The organism is Burkholderia sp. FL-7-2-10-S1-D7, from assembly GCF_001524185.1.
GTDB lineage: Bacteria > Pseudomonadota > Gammaproteobacteria > Burkholderiales > Burkholderiaceae > Burkholderia > Burkholderia diffusa.
Map to the genome: position 1 here is coordinate 24,041 of NZ_LOWY01000015.1, position 25,096 is coordinate 49,136.

22 protein-coding genes and 3 pseudogenes are annotated in these 25,096 nt (G+C 64.2%); 17 read left to right on the forward strand and 8 right to left on the reverse strand.

All coding sequences use genetic code 11. The features are described 5' to 3' along the window. Positions 1-92: 92 nt before the first annotated feature. A complete protein-coding gene (locus WS75_RS06820) occupies positions 93-1,154 on the reverse strand; it encodes an LLM class flavin-dependent oxidoreductase (RefSeq protein ID WP_059679793.1) in 1,062 nt (353 codons plus the stop codon). A 492-nt stretch (positions 1,155-1,646) separates the two neighbouring features. Here WS75_RS06820 and WS75_RS06825 point away from each other — a divergent pair, with 492 nt between their 5' ends. Beyond that, a complete protein-coding gene (locus tag WS75_RS06825; RefSeq protein WP_059679795.1) occupies positions 1,647-3,296 on the forward strand; it encodes a long-chain fatty acid--CoA ligase in 1,650 nt (549 codons plus the stop codon). A gap of 10 nt (positions 3,297-3,306) precedes the next feature. Continuing rightward, a complete protein-coding gene (locus WS75_RS06830) occupies positions 3,307-4,518 on the forward strand; it encodes an SDR family NAD(P)-dependent oxidoreductase (RefSeq protein WP_059679797.1) in 1,212 nt (403 codons plus the stop codon). Positions 4,519-4,560: 42 nt separating this feature from the next. Here WS75_RS06830 and WS75_RS06835 read toward each other — a convergent pair whose 3' ends face one another. Next, positions 4,561-4,746: a hypothetical protein gene (locus WS75_RS06835; protein ID WP_059679799.1), complete on the reverse strand. Its 186-nt coding sequence runs from the start codon at positions 4,744-4,746 to the stop codon at positions 4,561-4,563. A 158-nt stretch (positions 4,747-4,904) separates the two neighbouring features. On the opposite strand from WS75_RS06835, the gene WS75_RS06840 reads away from it, so the two are divergent. From WS75_RS06840 to WS75_RS06890, 11 genes are all read left to right on the forward strand, one after another. Then, on the forward strand, positions 4,905-5,717 hold the full coding sequence (locus WS75_RS06840; protein ID WP_059679800.1) for an SDR family NAD(P)-dependent oxidoreductase: 813 nt from the start codon (positions 4,905-4,907) through the stop codon (positions 5,715-5,717). Between the two features lie 40 nt (positions 5,718-5,757). Beyond that, positions 5,758-6,531: an enoyl-CoA hydratase/isomerase family protein gene (locus WS75_RS06845; RefSeq protein ID WP_059679801.1), complete on the forward strand. Its 774-nt coding sequence runs from the start codon at positions 5,758-5,760 to the stop codon at positions 6,529-6,531. Positions 6,532-6,609: 78 nt separating this feature from the next. After that, positions 6,610-8,898, forward strand: coding sequence for an acyl-CoA dehydrogenase family protein (locus tag WS75_RS33355; RefSeq protein WP_156429723.1), 2,289 nt, complete (start codon positions 6,610-6,612; stop codon positions 8,896-8,898). A 61-nt stretch (positions 8,899-8,959) separates the two neighbouring features. Further along, on the forward strand, positions 8,960-11,044 hold the full coding sequence (locus WS75_RS06855) for an acetate--CoA ligase family protein (protein WP_257129333.1): 2,085 nt from the start codon (positions 8,960-8,962) through the stop codon (positions 11,042-11,044). Between the two features lie 61 nt (positions 11,045-11,105). Continuing rightward, complete coding sequence (locus tag WS75_RS06860) at positions 11,106-11,693, forward strand: nuclear transport factor 2 family protein (protein ID WP_059679802.1); 588 nt, start codon at positions 11,106-11,108, stop codon at positions 11,691-11,693. Beyond that, positions 11,690-12,571, forward strand: coding sequence for an SMP-30/gluconolactonase/LRE family protein (locus tag WS75_RS06865; RefSeq protein ID WP_059679803.1), 882 nt, complete (start codon positions 11,690-11,692; stop codon positions 12,569-12,571). Before WS75_RS06860 ends, WS75_RS06865 begins: the two co-directional genes overlap by 4 nt. Beyond that, positions 12,498-13,352, forward strand: a complete 855-nt coding sequence (locus tag WS75_RS06870) for an SDR family NAD(P)-dependent oxidoreductase (RefSeq protein ID WP_257129334.1) — start codon at positions 12,498-12,500, stop codon at positions 13,350-13,352. Before WS75_RS06865 ends, WS75_RS06870 begins: the two co-directional genes overlap by 74 nt. Positions 13,353-13,454: 102 nt before the next feature. After that, positions 13,455-14,816 (forward strand): MFS transporter, encoded by a 1,362-nt coding sequence (locus WS75_RS06875; protein WP_059679805.1) that lies wholly within the window; start codon positions 13,455-13,457, stop codon positions 14,814-14,816. Positions 14,817-14,963: 147 nt separating this feature from the next. Further along, positions 14,964-15,875: a LysR family transcriptional regulator gene (locus tag WS75_RS06880; RefSeq protein ID WP_179948884.1), complete on the forward strand. Its 912-nt coding sequence runs from the start codon at positions 14,964-14,966 to the stop codon at positions 15,873-15,875. A gap of 168 nt (positions 15,876-16,043) precedes the next feature. Continuing rightward, positions 16,044-16,835 carry an enoyl-CoA hydratase/isomerase family protein gene (locus WS75_RS06885; RefSeq protein WP_059679807.1) on the forward strand — a complete coding sequence of 264 codons (792 nt, stop codon included), beginning with the start codon at positions 16,044-16,046 and terminating at the stop codon, positions 16,833-16,835. A 188-nt stretch (positions 16,836-17,023) separates the two neighbouring features. Then, complete coding sequence (locus WS75_RS06890; protein ID WP_059679962.1) at positions 17,024-17,776, forward strand: SDR family NAD(P)-dependent oxidoreductase; 753 nt, start codon at positions 17,024-17,026, stop codon at positions 17,774-17,776. A gap of 99 nt (positions 17,777-17,875) precedes the next feature. Here WS75_RS06890 and WS75_RS06895 read toward each other — a convergent pair. From WS75_RS06895 to WS75_RS33360, 3 genes and pseudogenes are all read right to left on the reverse strand, one after another. After that, positions 17,876-18,325: pseudogene (locus WS75_RS06895) on the reverse strand (ABC transporter substrate-binding protein); the annotation flags it as partial. 67 nt (positions 18,326-18,392) lie between these two features. Then, on the reverse strand, positions 18,393-18,737 hold the full coding sequence (locus WS75_RS06900; RefSeq protein ID WP_059679808.1) for a DUF3088 domain-containing protein: 345 nt from the start codon (positions 18,735-18,737) through the stop codon (positions 18,393-18,395). 94 nt (positions 18,738-18,831) lie between these two features. Next, positions 18,832-19,221 (reverse strand): hypothetical protein, encoded by a 390-nt coding sequence (locus tag WS75_RS33360; RefSeq protein WP_156429724.1) that lies wholly within the window; start codon positions 19,219-19,221, stop codon positions 18,832-18,834. Between WS75_RS33360 and WS75_RS06905 the strand changes: the two genes are divergently transcribed. The 4 genes and pseudogenes from WS75_RS06905 to WS75_RS31610 all read left to right on the forward strand — a co-directional run. Then, positions 19,220-20,404, forward strand: a complete 1,185-nt coding sequence (locus WS75_RS06905; protein WP_059679809.1) for a porin — start codon at positions 19,220-19,222, stop codon at positions 20,402-20,404. The genes WS75_RS33360 and WS75_RS06905 overlap by 2 nt on opposite strands. A 132-nt stretch (positions 20,405-20,536) precedes the next feature. Beyond that, a complete protein-coding gene (gene soxC / locus WS75_RS06910) occupies positions 20,537-21,796 on the forward strand; it encodes a sulfite dehydrogenase (RefSeq protein WP_059679963.1) in 1,260 nt (419 codons plus the stop codon). Further along, the gene (locus WS75_RS06915) at positions 21,789-22,337 is read left to right on the forward strand and encodes a c-type cytochrome (protein ID WP_059679810.1); all 549 of its coding nucleotides are present in this window, start codon (positions 21,789-21,791) and stop codon (positions 22,335-22,337) included. The genes soxC and WS75_RS06915 overlap by 8 nt, the downstream gene beginning before the upstream one ends. A gap of 97 nt (positions 22,338-22,434) precedes the next feature. Further along, positions 22,435-22,740, forward strand: a pseudogene (locus tag WS75_RS31610) (LLM class flavin-dependent oxidoreductase); the annotation flags it as partial. Here the strand turns inward: WS75_RS31610 and WS75_RS34445 are convergent. From WS75_RS34445 to WS75_RS06930, 3 genes and pseudogenes are all read right to left on the reverse strand, one after another. Next, a pseudogene (locus WS75_RS34445) lies at positions 22,669-22,989 on the reverse strand (acyl-CoA dehydrogenase family protein); the annotation flags it as partial. The pseudogenes WS75_RS31610 and WS75_RS34445 overlap by 72 nt on opposite strands. Before the next feature lie 180 nt (positions 22,990-23,169). Next, positions 23,170-24,057 (reverse strand): ABC transporter permease, encoded by an 888-nt coding sequence (locus WS75_RS06925; protein ID WP_059679812.1) that lies wholly within the window; start codon positions 24,055-24,057, stop codon positions 23,170-23,172. Then, positions 24,054-24,989, reverse strand: coding sequence for an ABC transporter ATP-binding protein (locus tag WS75_RS06930; RefSeq protein ID WP_257129335.1), 936 nt, complete (start codon positions 24,987-24,989; stop codon positions 24,054-24,056). The genes WS75_RS06925 and WS75_RS06930 overlap by 4 nt, the downstream gene beginning before the upstream one ends. Between the last annotated feature and the right edge of the window lie 107 nt (positions 24,990-25,096).

Consider the following 25,096-nt stretch of genomic DNA (forward strand, 5'->3'; position numbering starts at 1 on the left):
GAACATCACCCGAAAAACGACCGCGCAATCAGCACATCGCACCGCTGCCGGCCCCATGTGGACACATGGCCATCGTCCGGGCATCCGGTCCTTCACGCTGCGAGCTTGGTGTTGCGGGCCAGTTCCTTGCGAACCGCCGGGATGATCTTGTCGCCCCAGAGTTCGATCTGCCGAAGCATGGTCTTCTGGTCACAGTCGCCCAGCTGCGTTTGAAGCGCGATATGGTTCGGCTTCAGGATTTCGATTTCTGCGAGCAGCTTGTCGATCACTTCGTTTACCGAACCGACCGGCAAATTCTGACGCAATTGATCGAGCGACATGTCCGCGGCGCACGGCGTTTCCTTCATCAGGTAGCCGTCGTCCATATCCATGCGTCGGTCTTTCAGCGCTTCGGAGATACGACGGGCCCAGCGTGCCGAATCCAGATACGCATCGACTTCGGCCTTGCTGTCCGACGCGAAGCCGCACCGCAGGAAACCGATCCTGGTCTGGTCGAGATCCTTGCCCAGTTCCGCGGCGAGCCCCTCCAGACGGCTGCGCAGGCCGCGCAGCGCGTCGTCGCCGCCGTGCAGAACGGTCGTGAACAGATTGACGTTTTCCCTGAATGCACGCCCCAGCGTGCCCGGATTCATCGACGTGATCCACAGGGGCACCTTTTCCTGGACCGTGCGGACGGCCACCGACGTCGGCAGCATGTCGAAGTGCTTGCCCTTGTACTCGAAGACCTTCTCGTTGAGCCCCTTGTTGAGGATGTCCCAGACCTCGTGGAAGATCTCGCCGCTGTTGGCGAGATTGCAGCCGAATCGCTCGAACTCGAATTGCTGGTAGCCCGACCCGATGCCCAGCTCGAGACGTCCTTCGGATAGCGTATCGGCAAGACCGATCTCGGTCAGCAGGCGTGCCGGGTGGTAGAGCGGAAGAATGCAGACTGCCGAGCCGAGGCGGATTTTCGTCGTCCTGGCCGCTGCGTGCGCAATCGTCATCAGCGGCGACGGCGACAGCGAGTAGTTGTTGAAATGGTGCTCGGCGTACCAGGCGGTATCGAAGCCGGCCTGCTCGGCCACGACCGTTTGCTCGATCGTGTTGTGGATAACGCTCCGCGATGTCTGAGCGTAGCTGCGCTGCTGCGCAAGAAGAAATACGCCGAATTCCATGATGGCATCTCCGTTGTAATGGTGGGTCGATTACTGGCTGGAGCTCAAGCTGAAGCGGATTATGAGCAGCCCGTCACCCATCGCACAACCCACACAATTTCTCGTTCTGTATTGCGGATTCGACATCAATACTCCGCCGATCGCGATCATTCCGTGTAGTACATTAACCTCAGCCTTTCGCGAATATTTTCGGCCCCGGGATCGGTATTAACCCGGTGGTTAATCCGCGGTGTCCCGGCTGTAAGCGGTACGTTCGGGAGTATCGGCGGCAATCGTCCGACACGAATGCGAGACAGGATGTCGACGAGAATATTCCCGCCGATCACGTCTAGCGTGCCGGCGAGGCGCCGGCGCTTCGGTTCGCGAAGGAAGTCACACGGCCGGTTCATGCCGCGTGACGGCTGTTGCGCCGGCCTGCGTCAGCGCTCCGTTTGCCCGATCCGGCAAACGGGTTCATGGAGTGAGACTTTAGACCGATAAAACAGGACGACGATGAACGGACTGATGCAACAACGGCAGCTCCTGATCTCCGATCTGATCGAGCATGCGGCCAATTATCACGGCGATCAGGAAATCGTGTCCCATCTGGGCAATGGCAGGATCCATCGTTACACGTGGTTCGCCGCGCTCGGCCGCTCGAAGCAGGTTGCCAATCTGATTCGGTCTCTCGGTTTAAGCGCCGGTGAACGTGTCGCGACGCTGGCATGGAATACCCACCGTCACCTTGAACTCTATTACGGCGTTTCTGGCACCGGCGCAGTCCTGACCACCGTGAACCCCCGCCTGTTCGCCGAACAGATCATCTACATCCTGAATCACTCCGGGAGCACCCATGTGTTCTTCGACGTGAACCTGGCCGGGCTGGTGGCCGGGATTGCGCCGCAATGCCCGAATGTCAGGGGTTTCATCGCGTTGTGCGACGCCGATCAGATGCCCGACCTGGACGTTCCCGGCCTCGCCTGTTATGAATCGCTGATCACCGCTTGCCCCAACACGTATGCGTGGCCGCGACTCGACGAAAACAGCGCGTCGTCCATGTGCTTTACGTCGGGCACCACGGGCAATCCCAAGGGCGTTCTGTATAGCCACCGTTCGACGGTGCTGCATGCGATGGCCACCTGCATGGCCGACAGCTTCGCCATCAGCGCCCGCGACAGCATCCTTCTGATCGTCCCCATGTTCCATGTGAACGGGTGGGGCATCCCGCATTCGTCCGCCATGGCGGGCGCCAAGCTCGTTCTCCCGGGCTCGCAACTGTCCGGGGAAAATGTGTACGCGATGCTCCGCGACGAGAAGTGCTCGGTTTCCTGTGGCGTGCCTACCGTCTGGATGTCGCTGCTCGACTATGCGCAGAACGTGGATCCAGAACGGCGCCGCCGCGACATCGTCATGACGCGCGCGCTGTCGGGCGGATCGGCGGCCCCGCGCCGCGTCATCGAGAGGCTCGAGCAGTATTTCGGCGCCTATCTGTGTCAGGCGTGGGGGATGACCGAAACGAGTCCCGTCGTGACCGTGAATGTGCCACTTGCCAAGCATGCGCACTTGACGCCTGACGAGCGCTTCGACCTCCAGATGTTTGCCGGTCGCCCGCTGCCCGGTACCGAAATCGCGATCTTCGACGACGACGGCAATCCGCTTGCTCGCGATGGCCAAACCGCCGGCCAACTGAAAGTGCGCGGCCCGTGGGTTTCCCGTGCCTATTACAAGCATGAGGAGGACGGATGTGACGCGCATGGCTGGTTCGCGACCGGTGACATGGCGACATTGAACGCCGACGGATTTCTCAAGATCACGGATCGCTCGAAAGACGTGATCAAGTCGGGGGGCGAGTGGATTTCGTCGCTGGACCTGGAAAGCGCGGCCCTCTGCCATCCCGCGATTGCCGAGGCGGCGGTCATTGGTCTGCATCACTCGCACTGGCAGGAGCGCCCGCTGCTCGTCGCCGTGAAGCGCCCGGGCGTCGACGTGACCGCGCAGGACATTCTGGATCACATGCGCGCTCACGTCGCCAGATGGTGGCTCCCCGATGATGTCGTGTTCGTGGATTCCCTCCCCCATACCGCGACCGGGAAGCTGTACAAGGTCGCGCTGCGCAAGCAGTTCGAGGGCTTCCGGTTCTCGACCGATATCGAAAATGCATGAGGATATAACTATGCAGTCCGAAAAAACGGTTCTCGTCACGGGCTCCGCATCCGGCATCGGTTATGCGAGCGCGCGGCGCTTCGCCACGGAAGGCTGGCGCTGCGTGCTGGTCGATCACCAGGCCGACGCATTGCAGCGCCTGCTCGACGAGATGCCGCAGGCGGGCGATCCACACCTGATTCGCGTCGCCGACCTGACGGATCCCGTGGAAATCGCGGCCCTGGTCGACGATATGCCGTACCTCGACGCCATCATCAACAATGCGGGCATGTCGGACAGCATGCAACTGCCGCTCACGGCCATGACGGACGCGCAGTTCGCGCCGCTGGTGCGTCTGAATCTGGATGCGCCTCGCCTTGTTTTCCAGACGCTGGAACGGAAGCTCAAGCCGCATGGTCGCGTCGTCAATGTCGCGTCGGGCGCCGGGCTGCATGCGATCCCGTTCCGTGGCGCTTACTCGCCGACCAAGGCCGGCGTGATCGCTTTCACGAAGGCGCTGGCCCATGCGCGACCGGATCTTGGCGTGACCGCGCTGTGTCCCGGGTTCGTCCGCACGGAACTCGTGCGCCGCCTGATTGAAGCGGGTCGGCTCGATCCCGTTCGCGCCGCCGGAAAAACGCCCCTCGGCCGTATCGCGGAACCCGTCGAACTTGCCGAGGCTCTGTTCTTCCTCGCGAGCGAGGGGGCCCGCCCCTTGTCCGGGTCTGCCGTATCGGTGGACGGCGGGGCGTCGGTCTATGGCGGCTCCGTCCCGTGCGCCGCCGCCGAATATGACGTGCTGCCCATAAACGCCGAAACGTCCATCGATTTCGTGGGCGCCGCCCCGGACGCCGGGCAGGACTGGATATCGCTGCAGGCCGGCAAGCGGAATGCGAAGTACGCCGCGGTTATCGACGCTTCCGTGCTGAACGCGGCCGATGGCCAGCGCCTGAAGACTGCGCATGAAGCGGCAACGCGCTTTGCCCGCGCCCATACGCGAAACGCGAGTCTGACGCTTCTGTTCCCCGCGCAAAGCACGAACTGGCATACCTGCGGCGACGAGGCGGCTGCTCGCATGTTCGTCGCGACCCAGGCGTGCGAATGGGGTGCCCAGGGTTTGCGCATCAACTCGCTCGACGTCCACGCGCGGACGTCGGTCGACGCGTTGCGGCCCATCGTTCACTACATGGCCGGCGCGGCGGCGCAGTTTCTGACCGGCCAGTCGTGGACGATCGCCGCCTGAACGACAGATATCCGATGACACATGGAGACGACGATGGAGCAGTCAATCGAACGACAGCGGATCAAGAACGAATTCATCGCCGCACGCGGCTATCGGCATCCGCGGACCGATGCCGTTCCGAATCTCCATCCCGACTTTCTCGAGCGCCATGCGGATCATGCCGGTCAGCCTGCAAGGCGCGGACCGCTCGGTTCCCGGATGATGGAGCGGGTTGATGTAGCACGCCATGCTTCGTCTCATATGTACGGACCGGGTCTGAACAACGGGATCGACGCGCGGGGACATTCTCCAGGTCATTCCGATCGATGCGCCTCTGCGCATGCATGGCGCCGCGTTGTGCGCAATGTCGCTCGACGAAATGCTCGCATCCGGGAAGGGGCACGGCCATGAGTCACATTGAACATCCGATGTCGTGGCTGGGTCTGTCCGGACGCACGTGCGTCGTGACGGGCGGTGCCGGCGGGATCGGCTCGGAAACGGCCACGCAAATGGTGGCGGCAGGCGCGAAAGTCGCGGTCATCGACCGGACCGAAGCGCTCTGCACCGAAGTCGTCAACAACATCCTGCTGGCCGGCGGCGACGCGATCGCGATCGGTTGCGACGTCTCCGACGCTACGTCCGTGGCACGCGCCGCCGAAACGGTGCGTCGCGCGTTCGGCGCCGCTCACGTGCTGGTCAACAACGCAGGCGTCGGCGGCGGCGGTCGTACCGCGCTGCTGGATGCATCGCCCGATGAATGGAACCGCCTGCTGTCGATCAACCTGACCGGTGCGTTCCTTTGCGCGCAGGCGTTCGGCGCGCAGATGCGCGATGCGGGACACGGAGGCGCCATGGTGCACGTTGCGTCCATCGGCGGCGACATCGCGATACCGAACGGTATCGCTTACAGCGTGAGCAAGGCGGGCGTCCTGATGCTTTCCAAGCAGCTTTGCCTCGAACTCGCGCCTTTCGGCATTCGCAGCAATTGCGTCAGCCCCGGATTGGTTCGCACTCCGATGAGCGAGGCGTACTACCAGGACGAACGCCGCCTTCAGGCGCGCAACCAGGCCGTTCCCAGCGGCCGGATCGCCACCCCGAAGGACATGGCGCAGGCCATTCTGTTCCTGTCCAGCGACCGGTCCGGCTATGTCAATGGCGAAGATCTCCTGATCGACGGCGGTTTGAGCCAGGTTGTCATGGCAAACATTCCGCGCATCTGATCGGATATAAGCAGCACTCCAAACTAGAGGACGTTACATCATGGAATTCAATACCCTGCTGGTCGAGATCAAAGACAGGATCGCGCTCGTGACGCTCAACCGACCAGAAAAGCGCAATGCCCAGAACACCGAAATGCGCCATGAAATCATCGACTGTTTCGACGTGCTCGGTGCGCGTGACGACGTGTCGGTCATCATCGTGACGGGCGCGGGCTCCGTATTCTCGGCCGGCGCCGACATCAGCGACCGCAAGGATCTGTCTCAGCCCGGCGCGTTTGCGAGGCATCACCGTATCGTCCGCGAATCGGCCTATGCGATCCGTGAATGCCCGAAGCCGATCATTGCCGCGATCAATGGCCCCGCCATGGGTGCCGGCTTCGGCATCGTGATGAACTCCGACATCTGGGTGGCATCGGAAGAGGCTTACGTCTCGATGCCCGAGATCAACGTCGGCCTTGCCGGGGGCGTCTCGTTCCTGAATCGCATTTTCGGCCAGTCGCGCGCCCGCCGCATGTTTTACACGGGCATGAAAGTCACGGGGCGCGAGCTGTATCGGCTGGGTCTGGTGGAAGCGTGCACGACGCAGGAAGAACTGCTGCCGTTCGCGATGGAAATCGCGCGGGAAATTGCGTCGAAGTCGCCCATCGCGTTGCGCCTCGCAAAGGAAGCGGCGCGCCTGACCGAGAACATGCCGCTGCGTGAGGCCTATCGCTACGAACAGGGCAACACCGAATTCCTGTCAAAGACCGAAGACTCGAAGGAAGCGCAGCGCGCGTTCCTCGAAAAACGCGCCCCCGTGTACGTGGGCCGCTGATCAACCAGGCCGTTGAAGAGACCGTGGCGCCGCCCCGAACCGGTCTGGCCGCCTCATCTGGATTAAATCGAGTCAATCATGAGTGAAGTGGATCAAGTGAAGGACGAAGCGTTTTATGCGGCGTTTCGCCAGGAAATCGCCGCATATATTGAAGCGAACGTCCCAGCCGAAGTACGGGCTGCCACGCGCGCCAACCAGAAGCTGGGCCGTGCGCTCCTGAGCCGATACACGGCCGCGATGGCCAAGGGCGGCCTCGGCTATTCGGCGCCGGGCTGGACCAGGGAGTACGGCGGGCCGGGATGGGACGTGATGCAGCGCCTGATCTTCGAGGAAGTGACGGCGGCAATGGATTGCCCGCAACTGTATCACCACGGTATCGGCCATATCGGCCCCGTCATCCAGGCATTCGGCACGGACGAGCAAAAGGCGCGCTTTCTGCCTCCGATCATCGACGGATCGGAATGGTGGTGCCAGGGCTATTCGGAACCCGGCGCCGGCTCCGACCTCGCGTCCCTGAAGACCTCCGCAGTCCTGGACGAGGCGGGCGAGCATTACATCGTCAACGGCCAGAAGATCTGGACATCGCACGCGCAGGAAGCGGACATCATGTACACGCTCGTGCGAACGAGCAACAAAGGCAAGCGTCAGGAAGGCATCACCCTGCTGCTGATCCCGATGAATTCGCCGGGCATCGAAGTTCGTCCGATTCGCACGATTGACCAGTGGCACCATGTCAACGAAGTGTTCCTGAAGGACGTGAAGGTTCCGGTGTTCAATCGCATCGGCGCCGAAGGCCAGGGCTGGTCGTACGGCAAATTTCTGCTCGATCGCGAACGCCTGAGCCCGGCACTGATGCCACGCCTGCTGCGCCACGTCCAGCAGGTTACCGAACTGGTTCAACGCAAGATCACGGAACAGGGCGCTACCCCGTCGCTGCTGAAAGCGCTCGATCACTTGCTCGAGGTCGAAGCCGGCGCATACGGGACGCGTGAGATCCTGCTGTCGGCGATCAGGGAGGACATGGCAGGCACGCTGCAATCGTCGAAGTCTTCCGCGCTGAAAATGGCGTGCTCGAAGCTGAGCCAGGAGGTCACGTCGATCGCCATGGATGTGCTCGGTCCCGAGTATGCAGCCCGCCTTCTGCCGCTGGCAGCGACGGAGGACGAACTGAATCTCGAACGCAACTTCGTCCATACCTACCTGTTCTACCGTTCGCGCACGCTAGCGGGTGGCTCGACGGAGGTCCAGAAAAACATCATCGCCAAATCGATCATGGGCGCGGGCTATACCGTGAGCAACATGTTCCGTGGCGACATGTTCGACTCTTCGGCGCGTCTGGGCGCCGCGCCCGAAACGCAGCCGGGCAACGCCGTCGAAGGCCACGCGTCGGGGAAGTGGCGGCAAGCCCTCGAACTCGGCTGGCAGTCGGTTCTGGTTTCGGAAGACAACGGCGGCATCGGCGCCACGCTCGCCGATCTCGCGGCCATCGTCGAGGCAGCCTCGCGTTACCCGAACGTCGCTCCGCTGGTCGAGCGTTGTGCGGTGGCCCCGGTTCTCCTCGAAGCAGCGGCCGCCGCGCCCAGGGTCGCGCCGATGCTCGAACGACTGCTGGGCGGCGAAGCGTCCGTGTCGCCGGTGCTGCAATCGATGTCGGGCACGCCGCTCCAGGCCGCCACGGTCAGCCTCGAAGGCAACGTGCTGCGCGGCGCCATTCGCGGCTCGAACGAAAGCGAACCGGCAACCCATGTCATCTTCAACGCGTCGACCACGCAAGGTCAGGCCCTGGTGCTGATCGAGCGTGCCCGTCTGGCCGCGCGCGCCCGGCTCTTCCGCGGGATCGACGGCGCGGTGACCGCGGATTACGACGTTGACGGCCTCCCGATCGACGAGGACGACATCGTGCTGTCCGGCGCCGCCGCCAACGTCGCGGTCAACCAGGCGCTGCAGATCGGCGCACTGCTGACATGCGTCGAGATCGTGGGCGCGGTCGGTGCGCAGGTCGAACAGACGATCCAGTATCTCAACGACCGGGTGCAGTTCGGCAAGCCGCTGGCCGTCCATCAGGTACTCCAGCACAGCGTCGTGGATTGCTATGTGGCCTACGAGGGGATCAAGGGACAGGTCGCCCGGCTGATCGAAGGCTTCACCGGCAGCGATGACTGCGCGATCGACCGCCGGGTCGTACTGACCAAGATGTTCTGTGCGGGCGTGGCCGATCAGGTCGGCCACGCGGTGATTCAGATGCACGGCGGCATGGGCATGACGGTGGAAATGCCAGCCACCCAGCTCTGCATGCAATCGCGCACTGCGGCACAACGGTTCGGCAACCGCGGCCAATGTCTCGACTGGCTCGTCGCACAAGCCTGACGTCCGGCCTGATTCAGGCTCCCCGACGCGACCGGGGAGTCATCGATCTCACTCGCATACCATGACATCGTCCACGCTCAGCACCCTGTTTGACGCAAAATCGGTGGCCGTTATCGGCGCCTCGTCGGATCCGGACCGCATCGGCGGCCGCGTATTGCGATTCCTGCGCGAATCCGGCTATGAAGGTAAATTATTCCCGATCAACCGCAGCAGCTCGGAAATCCAGGGGCTCGCGGCCTATGCGTCGATCCTCGACGTGCCTGACGTTCCGGATCAGGCGATCATCGTGGTCCCCACCGGCAGCGTGGAATCCGCATTGCGCGATGCAATCGAGAAAGGCGTCAAGTCCGTGGTCGTACTGACCGCAGGTTTTGCCGAAATCGATGCGCAAGGCCGCGCCGCCCAGGACCGGATGGCCGCCATGTGCAAAGCCGCCGGCGTGCGCATGATCGGCCCGAACTCGCTTGGCCTGCTGAACGTTGAATCGCGACTGTTCTCGACGTTCTCGGTCGTGCTCTATGGTGTCAGCCCCAAGGCTGGCGACATCGCGCTGGCGACACAGTCGGGAGCGTTCGGCTCGGCGCTGTACGGCGCTGCCACGCTGCGCGGCATGGGTTTCAGCAAGATCGTGGCCACCGGCAACGAAGCGGACGTCGATGTCGCGGAAGCCATCGACTACCTGGCTGGAGATCCTGACACCCGGGTCATCATGGCCGCGCTCGAATCGGCCACGGACGGCCAGAAGCTGCGGCGCGCGCTGCTGAAAGCGGCCCACGCGCAAAAGCCGGTCATCGTCATGAAGGTCGGGCGCTCCGAGCTCGGCGCCGCCGCGGCAGCTACCCACACGGGCTCGCTTGCCGGCAACGACGCGGCCTACGATGCCGTGTTTGCGGAGTGCGGTGCGTATCGCGCGCAGTCGCAAGAACAGATGCTGGACATCGCCTACCTGATCTCGACCACCGGCCATCTTCCCGTCAACAACGAACTGGGCGTACTCACATCGTCGGGCGGTATCGGCGTGATGGTCGCAGACGTCTGCGGCGATGCCGGCCTCACGATGCCCGCGCTACCCGACGCCGCCAGAACGGCCATGCGCGAACTGCTTCCGTTCGCGGTCGCCGCCAACCCGCTCGACGTCACGGCGCAGATCACATCGGTCAGGAACGGCACGGTCCGCGCGCTCGACCTGATGCTCTCGAACAGCAGCTATGGCACGACGCTGGCGTATCTGGCATCGGCCGGCCTGGCTCCAGCGACGTTCAGGGCCAATTATGCGCAGCCGCTGGCCGAGCTCAAGGCGGCGCATCGGGAACGCGACGTCATCATCGTCACGCTGTCCGTGCCCGAAGCCGACCGCGAGCTCGAAAAGATCGGCATTCCGGTATTCAACGACGCGACGCGCGCCACGCTCGCACTGGGCGCCGCAGCGACGATCCGCGCACGGTGGGCGAACCTCTACGAGCCGGCCGAAGCGACGCGCCAAAGCCAGGCGTTGGGCAACGTGACCACCGAAGCCCGCGCCAAGGAGGCGCTGGCCGACGCGGGCCTGCCGGTGCCGCAAGACGTCCTGGCCGCCGACGCCGATGCGGCGGTGGCTGCCGCCGATGCGATGGGCTACCCGGTGGTGCTCAAGATCGTGAGCCCGCAGATCATGCACAAGACCGAAGTCGGCGGCGTTGCGCTCAACGTGAAGAGCGCCGACGCCGTGCGCGCCGCGTACCGGAAAATCCTGGACAGTGTCCACCAGCGTGCGCCAGGCGCACGGATCGACGGCATTCTGGTGTGCCCGATGATCGTCGGCGGCACCGAAATGATCCTCGGAATGAACAACGATGCCATTTTTGGCCCGATGATTCTCGTCGGTGCCGGTGGCGTCAATACCGAGCTCTACAAGGACGTGTCCCTGGTCTCCGCTCCGCTCACGCACGCGCGCGCCCGCCAGGCGCTCGACAAGGTGAAGGCCACGGCGTTGCTGAAGGGCTGGCGCGGTGCGGCCCCCGGGGACACGGACGCACTGGTCAATGCCATGGTCAAGCTCTCCGATTTCGCAATGCATCACCCGGAAATCATGAGCGTGGACATCAATCCGCTCATCGTGCGCGAAACCGGCGCAGCCGTGCTCGACGCGGTGATCGTCACGCAATAGCGGCAAGCCGGAAAGCACCGATGGGTCCATCGGTGTTTCCTTTCTCCAGTCAGGGACACAGATGAGCAACAACGACGTTTCGAACAAGGCCGTGCAGGATCTGCTCGACCGTGAAGCCATTCGCGAATGTCTCTACCGTTATTGCCGCGGCGTCGATCGCGGTGACGAGACGGCGTTACGCGCCACCTACTGGGAAGATGCAACGGATCGCCACGGCCCCTACCAGGGCACGGCAACGGGATTCTGCGACTGGGTACTGGACATGCTGCGGACGCCGCGTCGCGGCGTTCACCTGATCGGCAACATCATGATCGAGTTGCACGGTGATCAGGCTTTGGCGGAAAGCTATTTTCACGCCGTCCAGGAAGATCGGAAAGTCGTGCCCGGCGCGGTCACCGAAGTCTCGCTGTACGGCCGCTATATCGACCGTTTCGAGAAGCGGGATGGCGAATGGAAAGTCGCGGCCCGCACGGTGGTCTACGACTGGTCGCGCAGTACGCCGGTCGCCGATGCGACCGACATCGGCCTGTTCGGCACCGCGCGCCGACCGCTCGGCGCACGCTGCCCCGATGACACGTTCTACGAAGTCCGTGCCGAAATTCTGGCGCGTCGCGCAGCAGAACCGAACGACGGCCGGAAAGCACAATGACACGGCACACCATCCGCATATTCGGCGAATCCCGTGACGCATTGGGCGAGTGCCCTCTGTGGGATGACCGCGAGCAGATCCTGTACTGGATCGACTCCCACGCGCGTGTCGTGAAAGCGCGTGACCTGACAACGAATACGGTGCGCGAATGGAACCTGCCGGCGCAGATCGGCGCCATCGCATTGTGTGAAAGCGGCCGTCTGCTCGTCGCACTCGTGGACAGCTTCCATTTTCTCGATACCGAAAACGGCGACCTCACGCACTTCGTCGATGTGGCGCACCCTGCCCCGCATATGCGCCTGAACGACGGCCGCGTCGATCGCGAAGGCCGTCTCGTTCTGGGTTCGATGGCACTCGGTCGCCGCGAACCCGTGGGCGTGCTGTACCAGGTCGACGGCAGCGGCAATCTGAAGGTGCTGGAAACGGGTATCTGCGTCACGAATTCGACCTGTTTCTCGCCCGATGGCCGGTATCTGTACTTCTCGGATAGTCCGAGTCACCAGCTGCGTCGTTATCGCTACGATTCCTCGGCTGGTACGCTGGGCAAGCGCACGCTGTTCGCGGATACGACGCCGTTCGGATCCGGTCCCGACGGTGGGGCCATCGACGCCGACGGCAACCTCTGGACGGCGCTGGTCCTCTCGGGGCAACTCGCACGTTTCTCCCCCGATGGGCGGCCGGACCGGGTGATCGACCTGCCGACGGTCTATCCGAGCTGCCCGTGTATCGGCGGCCCGGCGCTCGATACGGTCTTCGTGACCAGCATCAGCAACAGCGGGAACGCGCTCAGGAGCGAAAACCCCCTTGCCGGCGCCGTGGTCGCCGTCAGCGCAGCGGGTGTGCGCGGACTGCCGGAATGCCGCTTCAAGGATCAGTGAATCAATTCAACGACGTTCAGGAGCAAAAATGGCGAAACAACTCGAAGGCAAGGTCGCGCTTGTGACGGGCGGCGCCCAAGGCATTGGCCGCGGGATCGTCAACAAATTCGTTCGCGAAGGCGCCATCGTCGGCATTCTGGACCGCGACCTCGACAACGCTCGGGCCGCAGCCGCCGACATCAACGCACAGGGCGGCCGCGCATACGCTTTCGGCGGCAACGTGGCTGAACGCGACACGATTTTGCAGGCCGCAGGCGGCCTCGTCGAAGTCGCCGGTCGTTTCGACGTGATCGTGAGCAACGCAATGTGGGTTCGCTATGCACCCGTTCTCGATATCAGCGAGAAAGACGTGTCGATGATGACCGGCACGGGTTTCAATTCGGTCGTGTGGGGCATTCAGGCCGCGGCTCGCTACATGAAGGACGGCGGCGCGGTCGTCAATATCGCTTCGACGTCGGGCTTCATCGGCTTGCCCAAGGCGCTCGTCTACTGCGGCGTGAAGGCCGGCGTGCTCGGCCTGATGCGCGCGGCTGCGGCGGAACTGGGGCCGCGCGGCATTCGCGTGAACTCGGTTGCCCCCGGATACACGGAGACCGAAGGCGTGGTCAAAAACGTATCCGAAGAGACGCGCAAGATCCGCCAGGCCAAGACGCCGATGCCGCGTCTCGGCCAGCCGGAAGACATCGCGAATGCGGTTTGCTTCCTGGCGTCGGATGAAAGCGCGTTCGTGAACGGCGAATGCGTTCGCGTGGATGGCGGATCCGCCATTGCCTATCTCTAACGCGTGTCGAAAACCGGCGCGATTCAACCGTCGATCAGGATAACGAGGCAATTCGCCACGCCCGCCTTGCATCCGATTCAAAACATAAAAGGAGACAACAACATGAAGACCATTGACGTCCAGTCGTTCATCGATCAGCGACCACTCAAGCCTTTTCACGCAATTCTCTTTGCCCTGATGTTCCTGACCATCGTCCTCGACGGTCTCGACACCTCGGCCATGGGCCTGATCGCACCCGCGCTGATCAAGCAATGGGGCGTTACCAAAGCCGATCTGGCGCCGGTACTCAGCGCCGCGCTGGTCGGTATCGGCATTGGCGCCATTTTCGGCGCGCCACTCGCCGACCGCATCGGCCGTCGCGTCGTGCTCGTGATCTCGGTGGCCTTCTTCGGCGTGTTCTCGATCGCGGCAGGTTGCTCGACCAATGTGACCGAACTGATGTGGTCGCGTCTGTTGACGGGTGTTGGTCTCGGCGCCGCCATCCCGCTGTGTGCGACGCTGATGAACGAGTTTCTGCCTTCACGCATGCGCTCGCGCGCCGTGAACTTCATGCTCTTCGGCTTCGCCGTGGGCGGCGGCATTACCGGCCCGCTGGCCAAATCGGTCATCCCGACACATGGCTGGGAAGGCTATCTGGTCATCGGCGGCATCGCCCCGATCGTCGTTGCCGTGCTGCTCGCGTTCTTTCTTCCGGAATCGGTTCGATACCTGGCAGCGGCGGGCAAGGGACATGACAGGATCGCGAAGGCATTGAAGCGCATCGACCCTGCGGCCGATTTCACGGACACGACGTTCGTGGCCGACTCCACGGTTGCGGCGAAAAAGCGCAGGTTGCCGGTCTCCGAACTGTTCTCGGCGGAACTGCGAGGCCCGACGCTGCTGCTCTGGGTGGCATACATCTGTTCCACGATCACGCTGTACGTGCTGAGCATGTGGCTCCCGACCATTCTCCAGGGAGACGGCCGCACGCTCGCCCAGGCCGCCGACACGATGATGTGGTTCAACTGGTGCTCGGGTATCGCCATCCTGCTGGGCGGCGTTCTCATGGACAAGTTCGGCCCGCTGCGCGTTATCTCGTCCTACTTCGCGATCTCCATGCTGATGGCGCTCCTGGTCTCGGTCAGCGGTGCGCGCGGCGATGCGTTGCTCATGCTGCTGATCATGGCCGCAATGACCAACAACGGCGCCTGCTCGTCGATGTCCACGCTCGCGACGCAAATGTACCCGACCAGCAGCCGCGCCACGGGCGCCGCGTGGGTGCTCGGCATGGGCCGCTTCGGCGGTATTGCCGGCACGTTCCTCGGCCCTGTTATGATCGGCCTGGGCTGGCCGCTGACGACCATTGTTGCATGGATCGCGCTCCCGGCAGTGATCGCGTCGGTGTCGATCTTCTGCATCGGCTTCGGCATTCCTGCACTGCGCCGTGGCTATGTCGGGCTGCCCTCAGGCGAAGCCGTCCACTGACAGCAGTCGCATCCGGATTCGACTCGGCAAAGCCGCAGCCCGCGTGTAGCGGCTTTGTATTTTTACTGATCGGGATGACCCCATACATACAATAGCCCCGTGCATCGGCAACAGGGAAAGTGAGACGTCGTGGACAGACTCCGTGCAATGGAATTTTTCCTTTCCATTTCCAGAAACAAGAGCTTTTCAGAAACTGCTCGCCAATTCGGCATCGCCCCTGCCTCCGTTTCGAGAATGGTGATGGATCTCGAAAGCGAGTTGAAAGTCAAGCTGTTCACCCGCACGACGCGCTGCGTCACGCTGACCGAAGCTGGAATCGAGTACGCCAAACACGTCGAAGGCATTCTGCGGAGCATCGACGATGCCCAACGCAGCATCTTGTCCATCACGTCGGCCCCCTCAGGCACGCTGCGTGTACACTCGCGAGTCATGTTCGGCCTGGGCGTATTGCCAACCCTGATTTGCGAGTTTTCCAAGCTGTACCCGAGCATTCAAATTGAATTGGCGCTCAGCGAAGCGCCCTCCGATTTGAACAAGGATCAAATAGATATCGATTTCCGGATTGCGCCTCCCATCGAATCGGGAATCAAGCGCAGAATCCTGTTCCAAAGCGATCGCTACCTGGTGGTTTCTCCAAGTTACTTCAATGACCGAAGCCCCGTCACGTCACCCGAGGAACTGAAGAATCATCAATGTATTGCGTACTCCATGCCGGGCACTGGTTATTCGTGGCGATTCCGCAAAGACGGGGTGGAGACCGAAATTCATTTTCAGCCTCGTCATGTCAGCAATAACGGCATCGCCCTGCTGGAATTCGCGCGCATGGGCGAAGGCATCGTTCTTCTGGATGACTACACGGTTCACAAGGATCTGATCAGCGGAAAACTGGTCCGCCTGCTGCCCGAGTATCAGGTGACCAACTCCAGCTTCGAGGACGGTATGTATGCGACGATTATCGACTCGCCCGCCATCCCGACCAAGGTCCGCCTGTTCCTCGATTTCGTGGCCTCCCGCGTCTCCGGCGCGGAACGCCGGTTCTCCGCTTACGAGTCGCCCTGACGCAGCGCTGCCTCGTCGGCCGTGACGCACGGTAACGCCCCGCTGTCGCGCAGATTACCCGTTGTTTTGGGTAAATCAGAACGCGTTTTTGCTTGAAAATCGACCTGCCTTTGAACAGTACAATTCCCGGGAGCCACACCAAAAAATTCATTTGGAGACGACACGACCATGAATGCAGCACTCGGCATCGACACGAACTCGGTCATCCTGGAAGTCACCGACGGCGTGGCCCTCGTCACACTGAATCGCCCCGAGGTCAAGAACGCACTGTCGCGCGCCATGCGTCGCCGTCTCATTGCCGTATTCGACGAAATCAGCGTGCGCGACGACATTCGCTGTGCCGTGCTGACCGGCGCCGGCAGCACCTTCTGTTCGGGGGCGGACCTCCGCGACCGCCCGGATCCCGATGTCCCGGGGGACTTCCTCGATCACAATCGCTGGACCCGCGAAACCGGCAACGCGGTCAAGGAATGCGCCAAGCCCGTCATCGCAGCTGTCAACGGTGCGGCCCTGGGAGCAGGCCTGGGCCTGATGGCCGCTTGCGACATCATGTATGCGAGCGAAAGCGCTGTATTCGCGATGCCGGAAATCAACGTCGGTCTGGCCGGCGGCGCCTCGATGCTGCGCACGCTGTTCGGTCGTTCGACCGTCCGTCGCATGTTCTTTACCGGCGACAAACTGACGGCTCAGGATCTGCTCCGCCGCAACGTACTGGAAGATGTGCTACCCGCCGACGCGCTTCTGCCCCACGTGATGGAGCTTGCGCGTCGCATTGCCGCGAAGTCGCCCATCGCGCTCGTCGAGGCCAAGAAAGCCGCGAATTTCACCGACCAAATGCCTCAGCGCGAGGCTTACCGCCACGAGCAGGACATCACCATGATGCTGTCCAGGACGGAAGACGCCAAAGAAGCGCGCATGGCGTTCCTGGAAAAGCGCGAGCCGGTATTCAAAGGGCGCTGAGCATCGGTTTCGGGCGTACGTGTGCCGGGATGCATCAATCCCGCCGTCTTCGTTGGCATGACGAACGTCGTGCCGACAAGCGCAACGCGTTCGTCAACGCACCATTCCTCGATGGGCCGCATAACTTGCTGGCGTGCTCGACGACCTCGATGAAGTCGTTTCTCAACCCGTTTTTGACGGAGAAAGACATGCAATATGATTTGGCCGGACGTTATGCCCTCGTAACCGGCGCCGGCGCCGGCATCGGCAAGGCTACGGCGCTTCGACTCGCGGCCCGTGGCGCTGTCGTCGGCGTCAACGACCTGAAGGAGGATCTGGTCGAGCAGACGGTCGCCGCCGTGACCGCTGCTGGCGGGCAGGCGTTCCAGGTCGTGAAAAACGTGAGTACGCGCGATGGCATCGCCGAGGCGGTGAAAGAAGTCCACGCAAAAGGCGGGCGCTTCGACATTCTCGTCAACAATGCGGCATGGGTGCGCTACCAGTCGGTCCCCGACATCGCGCCCGATACCATGGATCGAATGCTCGATATCGGGTTCAAGGCTGTGGTCTGGGGTATTCAGGCCGCTGCAGCAGTCATGGGCGAAGGTGGCGCCATCGTCAACGTCGCGTCGACGGCGGCGCTGCGTTCGGCCGTCAACTCCATCGTGTATTCGGGTATCAAATCCGGGATCTTGGGCATTACGCGAGCGGCAGCGGCAGAGCTCGGCCCTCGCAAGATCCGTGTCAACGCGGTTTGCCCGTCCGCAGTGCCGACCGAAGGCACCGTCCGCAACCGCAACGAGGAGCGCGATGCCAGGCGCGTGGCCACAACCCCGCTGGGCCGCCTTGGTGACGTCGACGACATCGCCAAGGCGATCGTGTATCTGGCATCGGACGAAGCAGGCTTCATCACCGCGCAATGGTTGGCCGTCGACGGTGGCATTACCTTCACGAATATCTAGATTTACCGTTCTGTCGCGTTGATGAGCATCCACTGAATTTGGAGAACGAACAAATTCCTATTATAAGTGCCGAAGTTACGAAAACTGATGGGCTTATGCGGAACTTGTTGCGCGCACGTACCCGACGCGCTTGCCCTTCAAGTCCGCGATGCTGCGGATCGGCGTGTCCTTGCGCGCGAGCGTGACCTGGTTGTTCAGGTCTTCGCGCGTGCGCGAGATGAATCGGACGCTGGCCTTCTGCAGCGCGGCGAACACCTTCGGGATCTCGCTGCCCGAGCCGATGTCGAGCGCATCCGCGTTCAGCGCCTCGATGTGCAGCACGCCGTTGTTGAGCTCGCGCCACTCGATCCGGTACGGCGTGTCGCTCAGCCCGGCCGCCTGCAGCAACGCGCGCCAGCCGCCCTTGTAGGTCGCGACGCGCAGGGTGGTGCCGGCCAGATCGGTGTTGGCGGCCGGCGCGGCAAGCGCGGCCCGCGCGATTACAGGGGATGCCGCGAGCGCTGCGCCGGCGAACAGCAGGCGGCGGCGTGCCACCGAATTTGGCGCCATCGAATGCTCCTGTCGATTCAACGAAAAAGAAAACGAGGAAGCCACCGCGCGCGACGGCCAACGTGCGTCAATGCACCGCCGGGAAGCCGTGGCGCTCGGCCAGCAGGTCGAGAATCCGGCGCGGGTCGGTGACGAAGCGCACCGCGCCGAGCGTTTGTGCATCGGCCGGTGCCGGTTGCGCGCTGCCGAGCACGAGCACCGGCAGGCCCTGATGCGCGTCGTCGAGCGCGTCGATCACCGCGTGCCGCGGCCGTTCGAAACCGACGCGGCGCACGTCGACACGGTCGGCCAGATCGGGCGCGCTCGCGAGCAGCCCTACGATCGCCAGTCCGTGCGGACAGACGAAGTGTCGCCCCGGATACTTCGGATCGGCAAAGCCCGGTTCCAGCAGAAACAGCACATCGCGACTCATTTCACACGGCTCCCATGTTCACGGTTTCGCCGGGCGCACGCACACTGCATGCACGGCGCCTGGCGCAGGCCGGCACGCGGCCGGATGCCCGACTCTACCGCCTCGCATCGTGCGGCCCTACCAACGTTTTGCGGAATCGATATGCCGGCGCGCATACCGCATCGGCCATCCGTCTCACAGCGCCGCGTTGCATGAAAACATCGTCGGTGAAACGGACTTCGGCGCGGAATCGAACGATTTCATCGATCGATATGGGCGCGAGCGCACGATGTCGTCGCGCCCCGTTTGTCATCGAGACCAATGTGTTCGCTGCAGCGAGCACGCCGGACGCGATCGCGTCGCGTGCGCCGGGCGGGCATCGGCACGCATTGCAATCCGTTCGCGCAGCGAATTGCAAACCACGGATCGAGTGTTCGCCTGCCGCACCGAAGTCAATAGCATCGTGATCCTCGCAGATGTACCCATAAAAACAGAGGATATTCATGATCAAGAAATCGGTAGTCCTGGGTTTGGTTTCGATCGGTTCCATCGGCGCGCATGCGCAGAGTTCTGTCACGCTGTACGGCCTCGTCGATGCCGGGCTCGCCTATACGAACAATCAGGGCGGCGCAAGCAACATCCAGCAGACGAGCGGCAAGCTGAGCGGCAGCCGCTGGGGCCTGAAAGGCAGCGAGGATCTCGGCGGCGGCCTGCAGGCGGTGTTCACGCTCGAAGGCGGCTTCCGGCCGAGCGACGGCGGGCTCGGTCAGGGCGGCCGCCTGTTCGGCCGCTCCGCGTACGTCGGCCTGAACCAGACCGGTGTCGGCACGCTGACGTTCGGCCGCCAGTACGAGCCGATCACCGACCTCGTCGCGCCGTACTCGGGATCGGGCTTCTGGTCGCCGGCAACCCACGTCGGCGACAACGACAACCTGAACCAGAGCTTCCGCATCAACAACGCGGTGAAGTTCCGCAGCGCGACGATCGCCGGCTTCACGGCCGACGTGCTCTATGCATTCAGCAACCAGGCGAACGGCGGTGCGGGCACCGGTTTCTCGAACAACAACGCATGGGGCGTAGCGGCGAACTACGTGAACGGCCCGTTCTCGGCGGGCGCGGGCTACGTGCGGCTGAATCATCCGAACGCGACGTCGAACACGAGCGGAGCGGTGGGAGGCGCGACCACGACGACCGGCAACGACTACAGCGGCGCGTTCTTCTACGGGCTGAACGGCGGCGTGCGCAAGCAGCAGATCGGCGTCGCGGGCGCGAACTACGCGCTCGGCCGCACGACCCTCGGCTTCGCGTGGAGCCATACGCAGCTCGACTATGTCGACGGCTCGTCGCGCAAGTTCAACAACTACGACTTGAACGGGCGCTACCAGATCACGCCGGCGACGACGCTGATCGGCGTCTACACGTTCACCGACGGACGCGCGAGCGGCTTGCCGGGCACCGGCGGCCAGACGCTGAAGCCGCGCTGGCACCAGTTCACGCTCGGGTTCGACTATGCGCTGTCGAAGCGCACCGACATCTATCTGTCCGGCATCTACCAGCTCGCGGCAGGCGATGCGAGCACCGCGACCTCGGGCGGCTATCGCAAGATCGCGGCGATCGCGAACATCGGCAGCGCGTCGTCGACGAACCGTCAGGTCGCCGTCGTCAGCGGGCTGCGCGTGAAGTTCTGAACCTGCATGCAACGTAACACGCGCGCGGTGCGATAAGCAAAGCGGGAATCGTTGTTTGTCGCGTCGCGCGCGGTTGCCGACAATGTCCGTTTTTCCGGATGCTGCCGCGCCGCGCGCGGCATGGCCTCGCCGATGACCGATACCTCTTCCCGCCCACGCCGCACCGGCCGCCGCACGGCATTGCGCCGGCTCGTCGGCGGCTCGGCCGCCGCGCTGCTGCCGGCAAGCGGCGCGCTCGCGAGCCAGACGCTCGCGCCGCTCGACGTGCCGCCGTGGACGCGCACGCCGGGCGCACCGTTGCTGTCGCCGCCTTACGGCGTGCCGGGCGAGCACGAACGCGACGTGATCCGGCGCAGCGCGCGCGCGCCGGCGCTGCCCGGCTCCGGCTCGTCGATGACGCCGCTCGCCGACCTGTTCGGCGACATCACGCCGAACGGCCTCGTGTACGAACGCCATCATGCGGGCGTGCCCGATATCGACGCGCAGCGCCATCGCGTGGTCGTGCATGGGCTCGTGCGCGAGCCGCGCGTCTTCACGGTCGACGACCTGCTGCGCTTTCCGTCCGAATCGCGAATCCACTTCCTCGAATGCTCGGGCAACACCGGCAGCGAATGGAACGGTCCGAGCGGGCTGCCGGTCCAGTTCACGCACGGGCTGCTGTCGTGCTGCGAATGGACCGGCGTGCGGCTGTCGACGCTGCTTGACGAAACGGGGATCGACCCGGACGCGCAATGGCTGCTCGCGGAAGGCGCGGACGGCGCGGCGATGACGCGCAGCCTGCCGCTCGACCGCATTCTCGAGCGCGCGCTGGTCGTCTATGCGCAGAACGGCGAGCGGCTGCGCCCCGAAAACGGTTATCCGGTGCGGTTGATCGTGCCGGGGTTCGAAGGCAACACGAACATCAAGTGGCTGCGGCGGCTGAAGCTGGTACGCGCGCCGGAGATGACCCGCGAGGAAACGTCGAAATACACGAGCCTGCTGCCGAACGGGTGCGCGCGCCAGTTCGTGTTCGAGATGGACGCGAAATCGGTGATCACGCGCCCGTCGGCCGGCCACCGGCTCGCGTCGCGCGGCTACTACCCGATCAGCGGCTATGCGTGGTCCGGACGCGGCAGGATTCGCGCGGTCGACGTGTCGACCGACGGCGGCCGCACGTGGCGCGCCGCACGGCTCGCCGGCGACGTGCGCGATCGCGCGCTGACGCGCTTCGAGGCCGACTGGGTCTGGAACGGCGAGCCGGCCGACCTGCAGAGCCGCGCGACCGACGAAACGGGCTACGTGCAGCCGACCCGCGACGCGCTCGTCGCCGCGCGCGGCGTCAACTCGCAATACCATTACAACGGCATCCAGAACTGGCGCGTCGGCGCGGACGGCGAGGTGCGCAATGCGTAGGCCGCTTGCAAGTCTGCTCGTGTCGTACGCCGCCGTGCCGGCGGCGATCAGCGCGATCGCGTGGCCGGCCTTCGGCGCGGGCTTCGGCCTCGGACAGCCGATCGACCGCGCGGCGATCGCGGCCTGGGACATCGACGTCGCGCCCGACGGCAGCGGCCTGCCGCGCGGCGCCGGCACGGTCGCGCGCGGCGCGCACGTGTTCGCGGACAAATGCGCGATGTGTCACGGTGCCAGCGGCCAGGGCGGCGTCGGCGATCCGCTCGCCGGCGGCAGCGGTTCCCTGGCCGGCGCCAAGCCGAAGAAAACGGTCGGCAGCTACTGGCCGTATGCGACGACACTGTTCGATTACATCCGCCGCGCGATGCCGTACAACGCGCCGCAATCGCTGAGCGCGGACGAAGTCTATGCGGTCACCGCGTACGTGCTGCACCTGAACGGCATCGTGCCCGACGACGCGACGCTCGACGCCCGCACGCTGCCGCGCATCCGGATGCCGAACCGCGACGGCTTCGTGCCCGACCCACGGCCGGGACGGCTGTGACGCGACACGGCGCATGTGCCGACATGCGTGAACCCGGCGCGTGCCGGTTGCCGGAACCGCACGTGCAATGCTTTCGCTCGACGCCGGCGCGCGTCGCATGGAGTCCATCTTGACTGACACGTCCGCCGCTACGCAGGCCGATGCCGCGTTCATGCCGACGCCGTTCGTCGACGTCCGCTCACCGGCCGATTTCCCCGACAGCCCCGCGTCGCGCGTGCTTGCGCAGCCGCTGATGCTCGGCCTGTTCCTGCCGATCCAGGCCGGCGGCTGGAGTGCATCGACGCTGCCGCGCACGACCGACTGGACGTTCGACTACAATGCCGCGCTCGTCGCGCGCGCCGAGGTGCTGGGCTTCGATCTCGTGTTCGCGCTGTCGCAATGGCTGCCGAAAGGCGGCTACGGCTACGGCGGCGGCGAGCGTCGCGATCGTGTCGAACAGATCGACCAGCGTGCCGCCGAGGCCGCCGCGTTCGACCGGAATCCGCAGCACGCCGAGCGACGAGCGGCGAAACAGCTCGAAGCCTTCGAACGGCAGTTCGCGGCGCGCCTCGCGTTGCGCGGCGTCGCGCCCGATCTCGGTCGCGAGTTCAGGCAGTGCGGCAAGCGCGGCACGCAGCGCCTCGCGCGCTTCGGCGCCATGACGGGCATTCATTCGGCAGTCCCTCTTCCAGGAATAACGACGGCTCACGCACGATTGCGTTAGCCGTCGCCGCAGCCCGCAGGCGGCATCGAAAAGTATAGGGACGCATCCGCCGCGCGTGAAAAACCGATTTCAGCTTTGATTGTGCGTGCGGCGGGAATATGCACGCGTGCTTGCCCGGCTAGGCGCGAGTCAGTGCTGGATGCCCCAGCGGCGCACCGTCACGCGCTCGAGCGTATCGAACACGAGATGCTCGACCAGCAGCCCGATCACGATGACGGCCGCGAGGCCCGCGAACACGCGATCGGTATACAGTTCGTTGCGATTCTGGAAGATGTACCAGCCGAGTCCGCCCTGCCCGGCGCTCGCACCAAACACGAGTTCCGCGGCGATCAGCGTGCGCCACGCGAACGCCCAGCCGACGCGCAGTCCCGACAGGATCGACGGCAGCGCGGCCGGCACGAGGATCAGCGCGATCTGCCGCAGGCCGGTGAGGCCATAATTGCGCCCGGCCATCTTCAGCGTGGCCGGCACGCCGGCGAAACCCGTGTACATGCTGAGCGCGAGCGGCCACAGCACCGCGTGCACGAGCACGAACAGCAGGCTGCCGGTGCCGAGCCCAAACCACAGCAGCGCGATTGGCAGCAACGCGATCGACGGCAGCGGATTGAACATCGACGTGAGCATCGACAGCACGTCGCGGCCGATGCGCGTCGATACCGCGAACGACGTCAGCACGAACGCGAACAACACGCCGAGTGCATAGCCGCGCAGCAGCACCGACATCGAGATACCCGTTTTCACCAGCAGTTCGCCCGACGCGATGCCCTGCACGAACGCAACGAGCGTCGCGCCGAAGGTTGGCACGAGCAGGTCGTTCGCGACGATGCGCGCGACGATCTCCCACGCGGCGATCAGCACCAGCGCGATGACCGCGCGGCGAAATCCGCTCGCGCCGACAACGCGGCGCGCGAGCGGTACGCGCGCCGCACGCTCGGCCTCGGGTGATGCGTCGAGCGCGTGCACATATTCGGCACGCACGGGCGGCAGCGGCGGGAGGACAGGATCGACCGTGCTCATGATGCGGTTGCCTCCGTGGCCGGTGCCGGACCCGTTTCGTTCGCGACGTCGGCATCGAACAGCAGATGATGGATGCGAGCGACGCTTGCGCGGAAGTCGCCGCTGCCGACGCTGTCGAGCGTGTAATCGTGGCTGTTGAGCTCCGCGCGCACGCGGCCCGGATGCGGCGACAGCAGCAGGATCCGGTTGCCGACCACCAGCGCCTCCTCGATCGAGTGCGTGACGAACAGCAGCGTAAAGCGGAATTCGTCCCACAGGTGCAGTAGTTCTTCCTGCATCTTGCGGCGCGTGAGCGCATCGAGTGCGGCGAACGGTTCGTCCATCAGCAGCACGCGCGGCTGCATCGCAAGCGCACGCGCGATCGCGACGCGCTGCTTCATGCCGCCAGACAGCGTATGCGGATACGCATCGGCGAATGCGGCGAGCCCGACCTTGTCGAGATAGTGCAGCGCGCGCTCGCGTGCTTCGGCGCGCGACAGCTTCGCGGCCGCGCGCAGCGGAAACGCGACGTTTTCGACGACCGTCTTCCACGGCGGCAACTGGTCGAACTCCTGGAACACGACGATGCGGTCGGGGCCGGGCCCGTGCACGGGCCGGCCGTCGAGCGCGATCGAACCCGACACGGGCTCGATGAAGCCGGCGATCGCCTTCAACAACGTGGACTTGCCGCAACCGGACGGGCCGAGCAGCACCAGACGGTCGCTGCCGTACACGTCGAAACTGACCTGATGGGTCGCGCGGACGATCCGTGGGCCGGCCCGGTATTCGATGCTCACACGATCGATCGCCAGCAAGCGCTCGCTGTGCGCCCTGGCCGCGGTGGCCAGCGGCACCGGTGCGGCGCGTGCGTCGGTGACGGGATGAGCGGCCGGCGCGGCCGTGCCGCGCGCGGTGTACGGCGGCAAGCCGATTCGGGGGGAAGTGGCGTTCACGATCGAAACTCTTGCAGGCAAAGCATCAAGATACGGCGGCGCGGCGCGCGACCCAACCAACGATTGCGCATATCGAAACCGCGCCGACGCATAAGCGTCGATCGCGA

Bases quoted from the DNA above. Each gene is read 5' to 3' on its own strand.
- WS75_RS06820 (WP_059679793.1), bottom strand. From the start codon at position 1,154: ATGGAATTCGGCGTATTTCTTCTTGCGCAGCAGCGCAGCTACGCTCAG.
- WS75_RS06825 (WP_059679795.1), top strand. From the start codon at position 1,647: ATGAACGGACTGATGCAACAACGGCAGCTCCTGATCTCCGATCTGATC.
- WS75_RS06830 (WP_059679797.1), top strand. From the start codon at position 3,307: ATGCAGTCCGAAAAAACGGTTCTCGTCACGGGCTCCGCATCCGGCATC.
- WS75_RS06835 (WP_059679799.1), bottom strand. From the start codon at position 4,746: ATGGCGTGCTACATCAACCCGCTCCATCATCCGGGAACCGAGCGGTCC.
- WS75_RS06840 (WP_059679800.1), top strand. From the start codon at position 4,905: ATGAGTCACATTGAACATCCGATGTCGTGGCTGGGTCTGTCCGGACGC.
- WS75_RS06845 (WP_059679801.1), top strand. From the start codon at position 5,758: ATGGAATTCAATACCCTGCTGGTCGAGATCAAAGACAGGATCGCGCTC.
- WS75_RS33355 (WP_156429723.1), top strand. From the start codon at position 6,610: ATGAGTGAAGTGGATCAAGTGAAGGACGAAGCGTTTTATGCGGCGTTT.
- WS75_RS06855 (WP_257129333.1), top strand. From the start codon at position 8,960: ATGACATCGTCCACGCTCAGCACCCTGTTTGACGCAAAATCGGTGGCC.
- WS75_RS06860 (WP_059679802.1), top strand. From the start codon at position 11,106: ATGAGCAACAACGACGTTTCGAACAAGGCCGTGCAGGATCTGCTCGAC.
- WS75_RS06865 (WP_059679803.1), top strand. From the start codon at position 11,690: ATGACACGGCACACCATCCGCATATTCGGCGAATCCCGTGACGCATTG.
- WS75_RS06875 (WP_059679805.1), top strand. From the start codon at position 13,455: ATGAAGACCATTGACGTCCAGTCGTTCATCGATCAGCGACCACTCAAG.
- WS75_RS06880 (WP_179948884.1), top strand. From the start codon at position 14,964: ATGGAATTTTTCCTTTCCATTTCCAGAAACAAGAGCTTTTCAGAAACT.
- WS75_RS06885 (WP_059679807.1), top strand. From the start codon at position 16,044: ATGAATGCAGCACTCGGCATCGACACGAACTCGGTCATCCTGGAAGTC.
- WS75_RS06890 (WP_059679962.1), top strand. From the start codon at position 17,024: ATGCAATATGATTTGGCCGGACGTTATGCCCTCGTAACCGGCGCCGGC.
- WS75_RS06900 (WP_059679808.1), bottom strand. From the start codon at position 18,737: ATGAGTCGCGATGTGCTGTTTCTGCTGGAACCGGGCTTTGCCGATCCG.
- WS75_RS06905 (WP_059679809.1), top strand. From the start codon at position 19,220: ATGATCAAGAAATCGGTAGTCCTGGGTTTGGTTTCGATCGGTTCCATC.
- WS75_RS33360 (WP_156429724.1), bottom strand. From the start codon at position 19,221: ATGAATATCCTCTGTTTTTATGGGTACATCTGCGAGGATCACGATGCT.
- soxC (WP_059679963.1), top strand. From the start codon at position 20,537: ATGACCGATACCTCTTCCCGCCCACGCCGCACCGGCCGCCGCACGGCA.
- WS75_RS06915 (WP_059679810.1), top strand. From the start codon at position 21,789: ATGCGTAGGCCGCTTGCAAGTCTGCTCGTGTCGTACGCCGCCGTGCCG.
- WS75_RS06925 (WP_059679812.1), bottom strand. From the start codon at position 24,057: ATGAGCACGGTCGATCCTGTCCTCCCGCCGCTGCCGCCCGTGCGTGCC.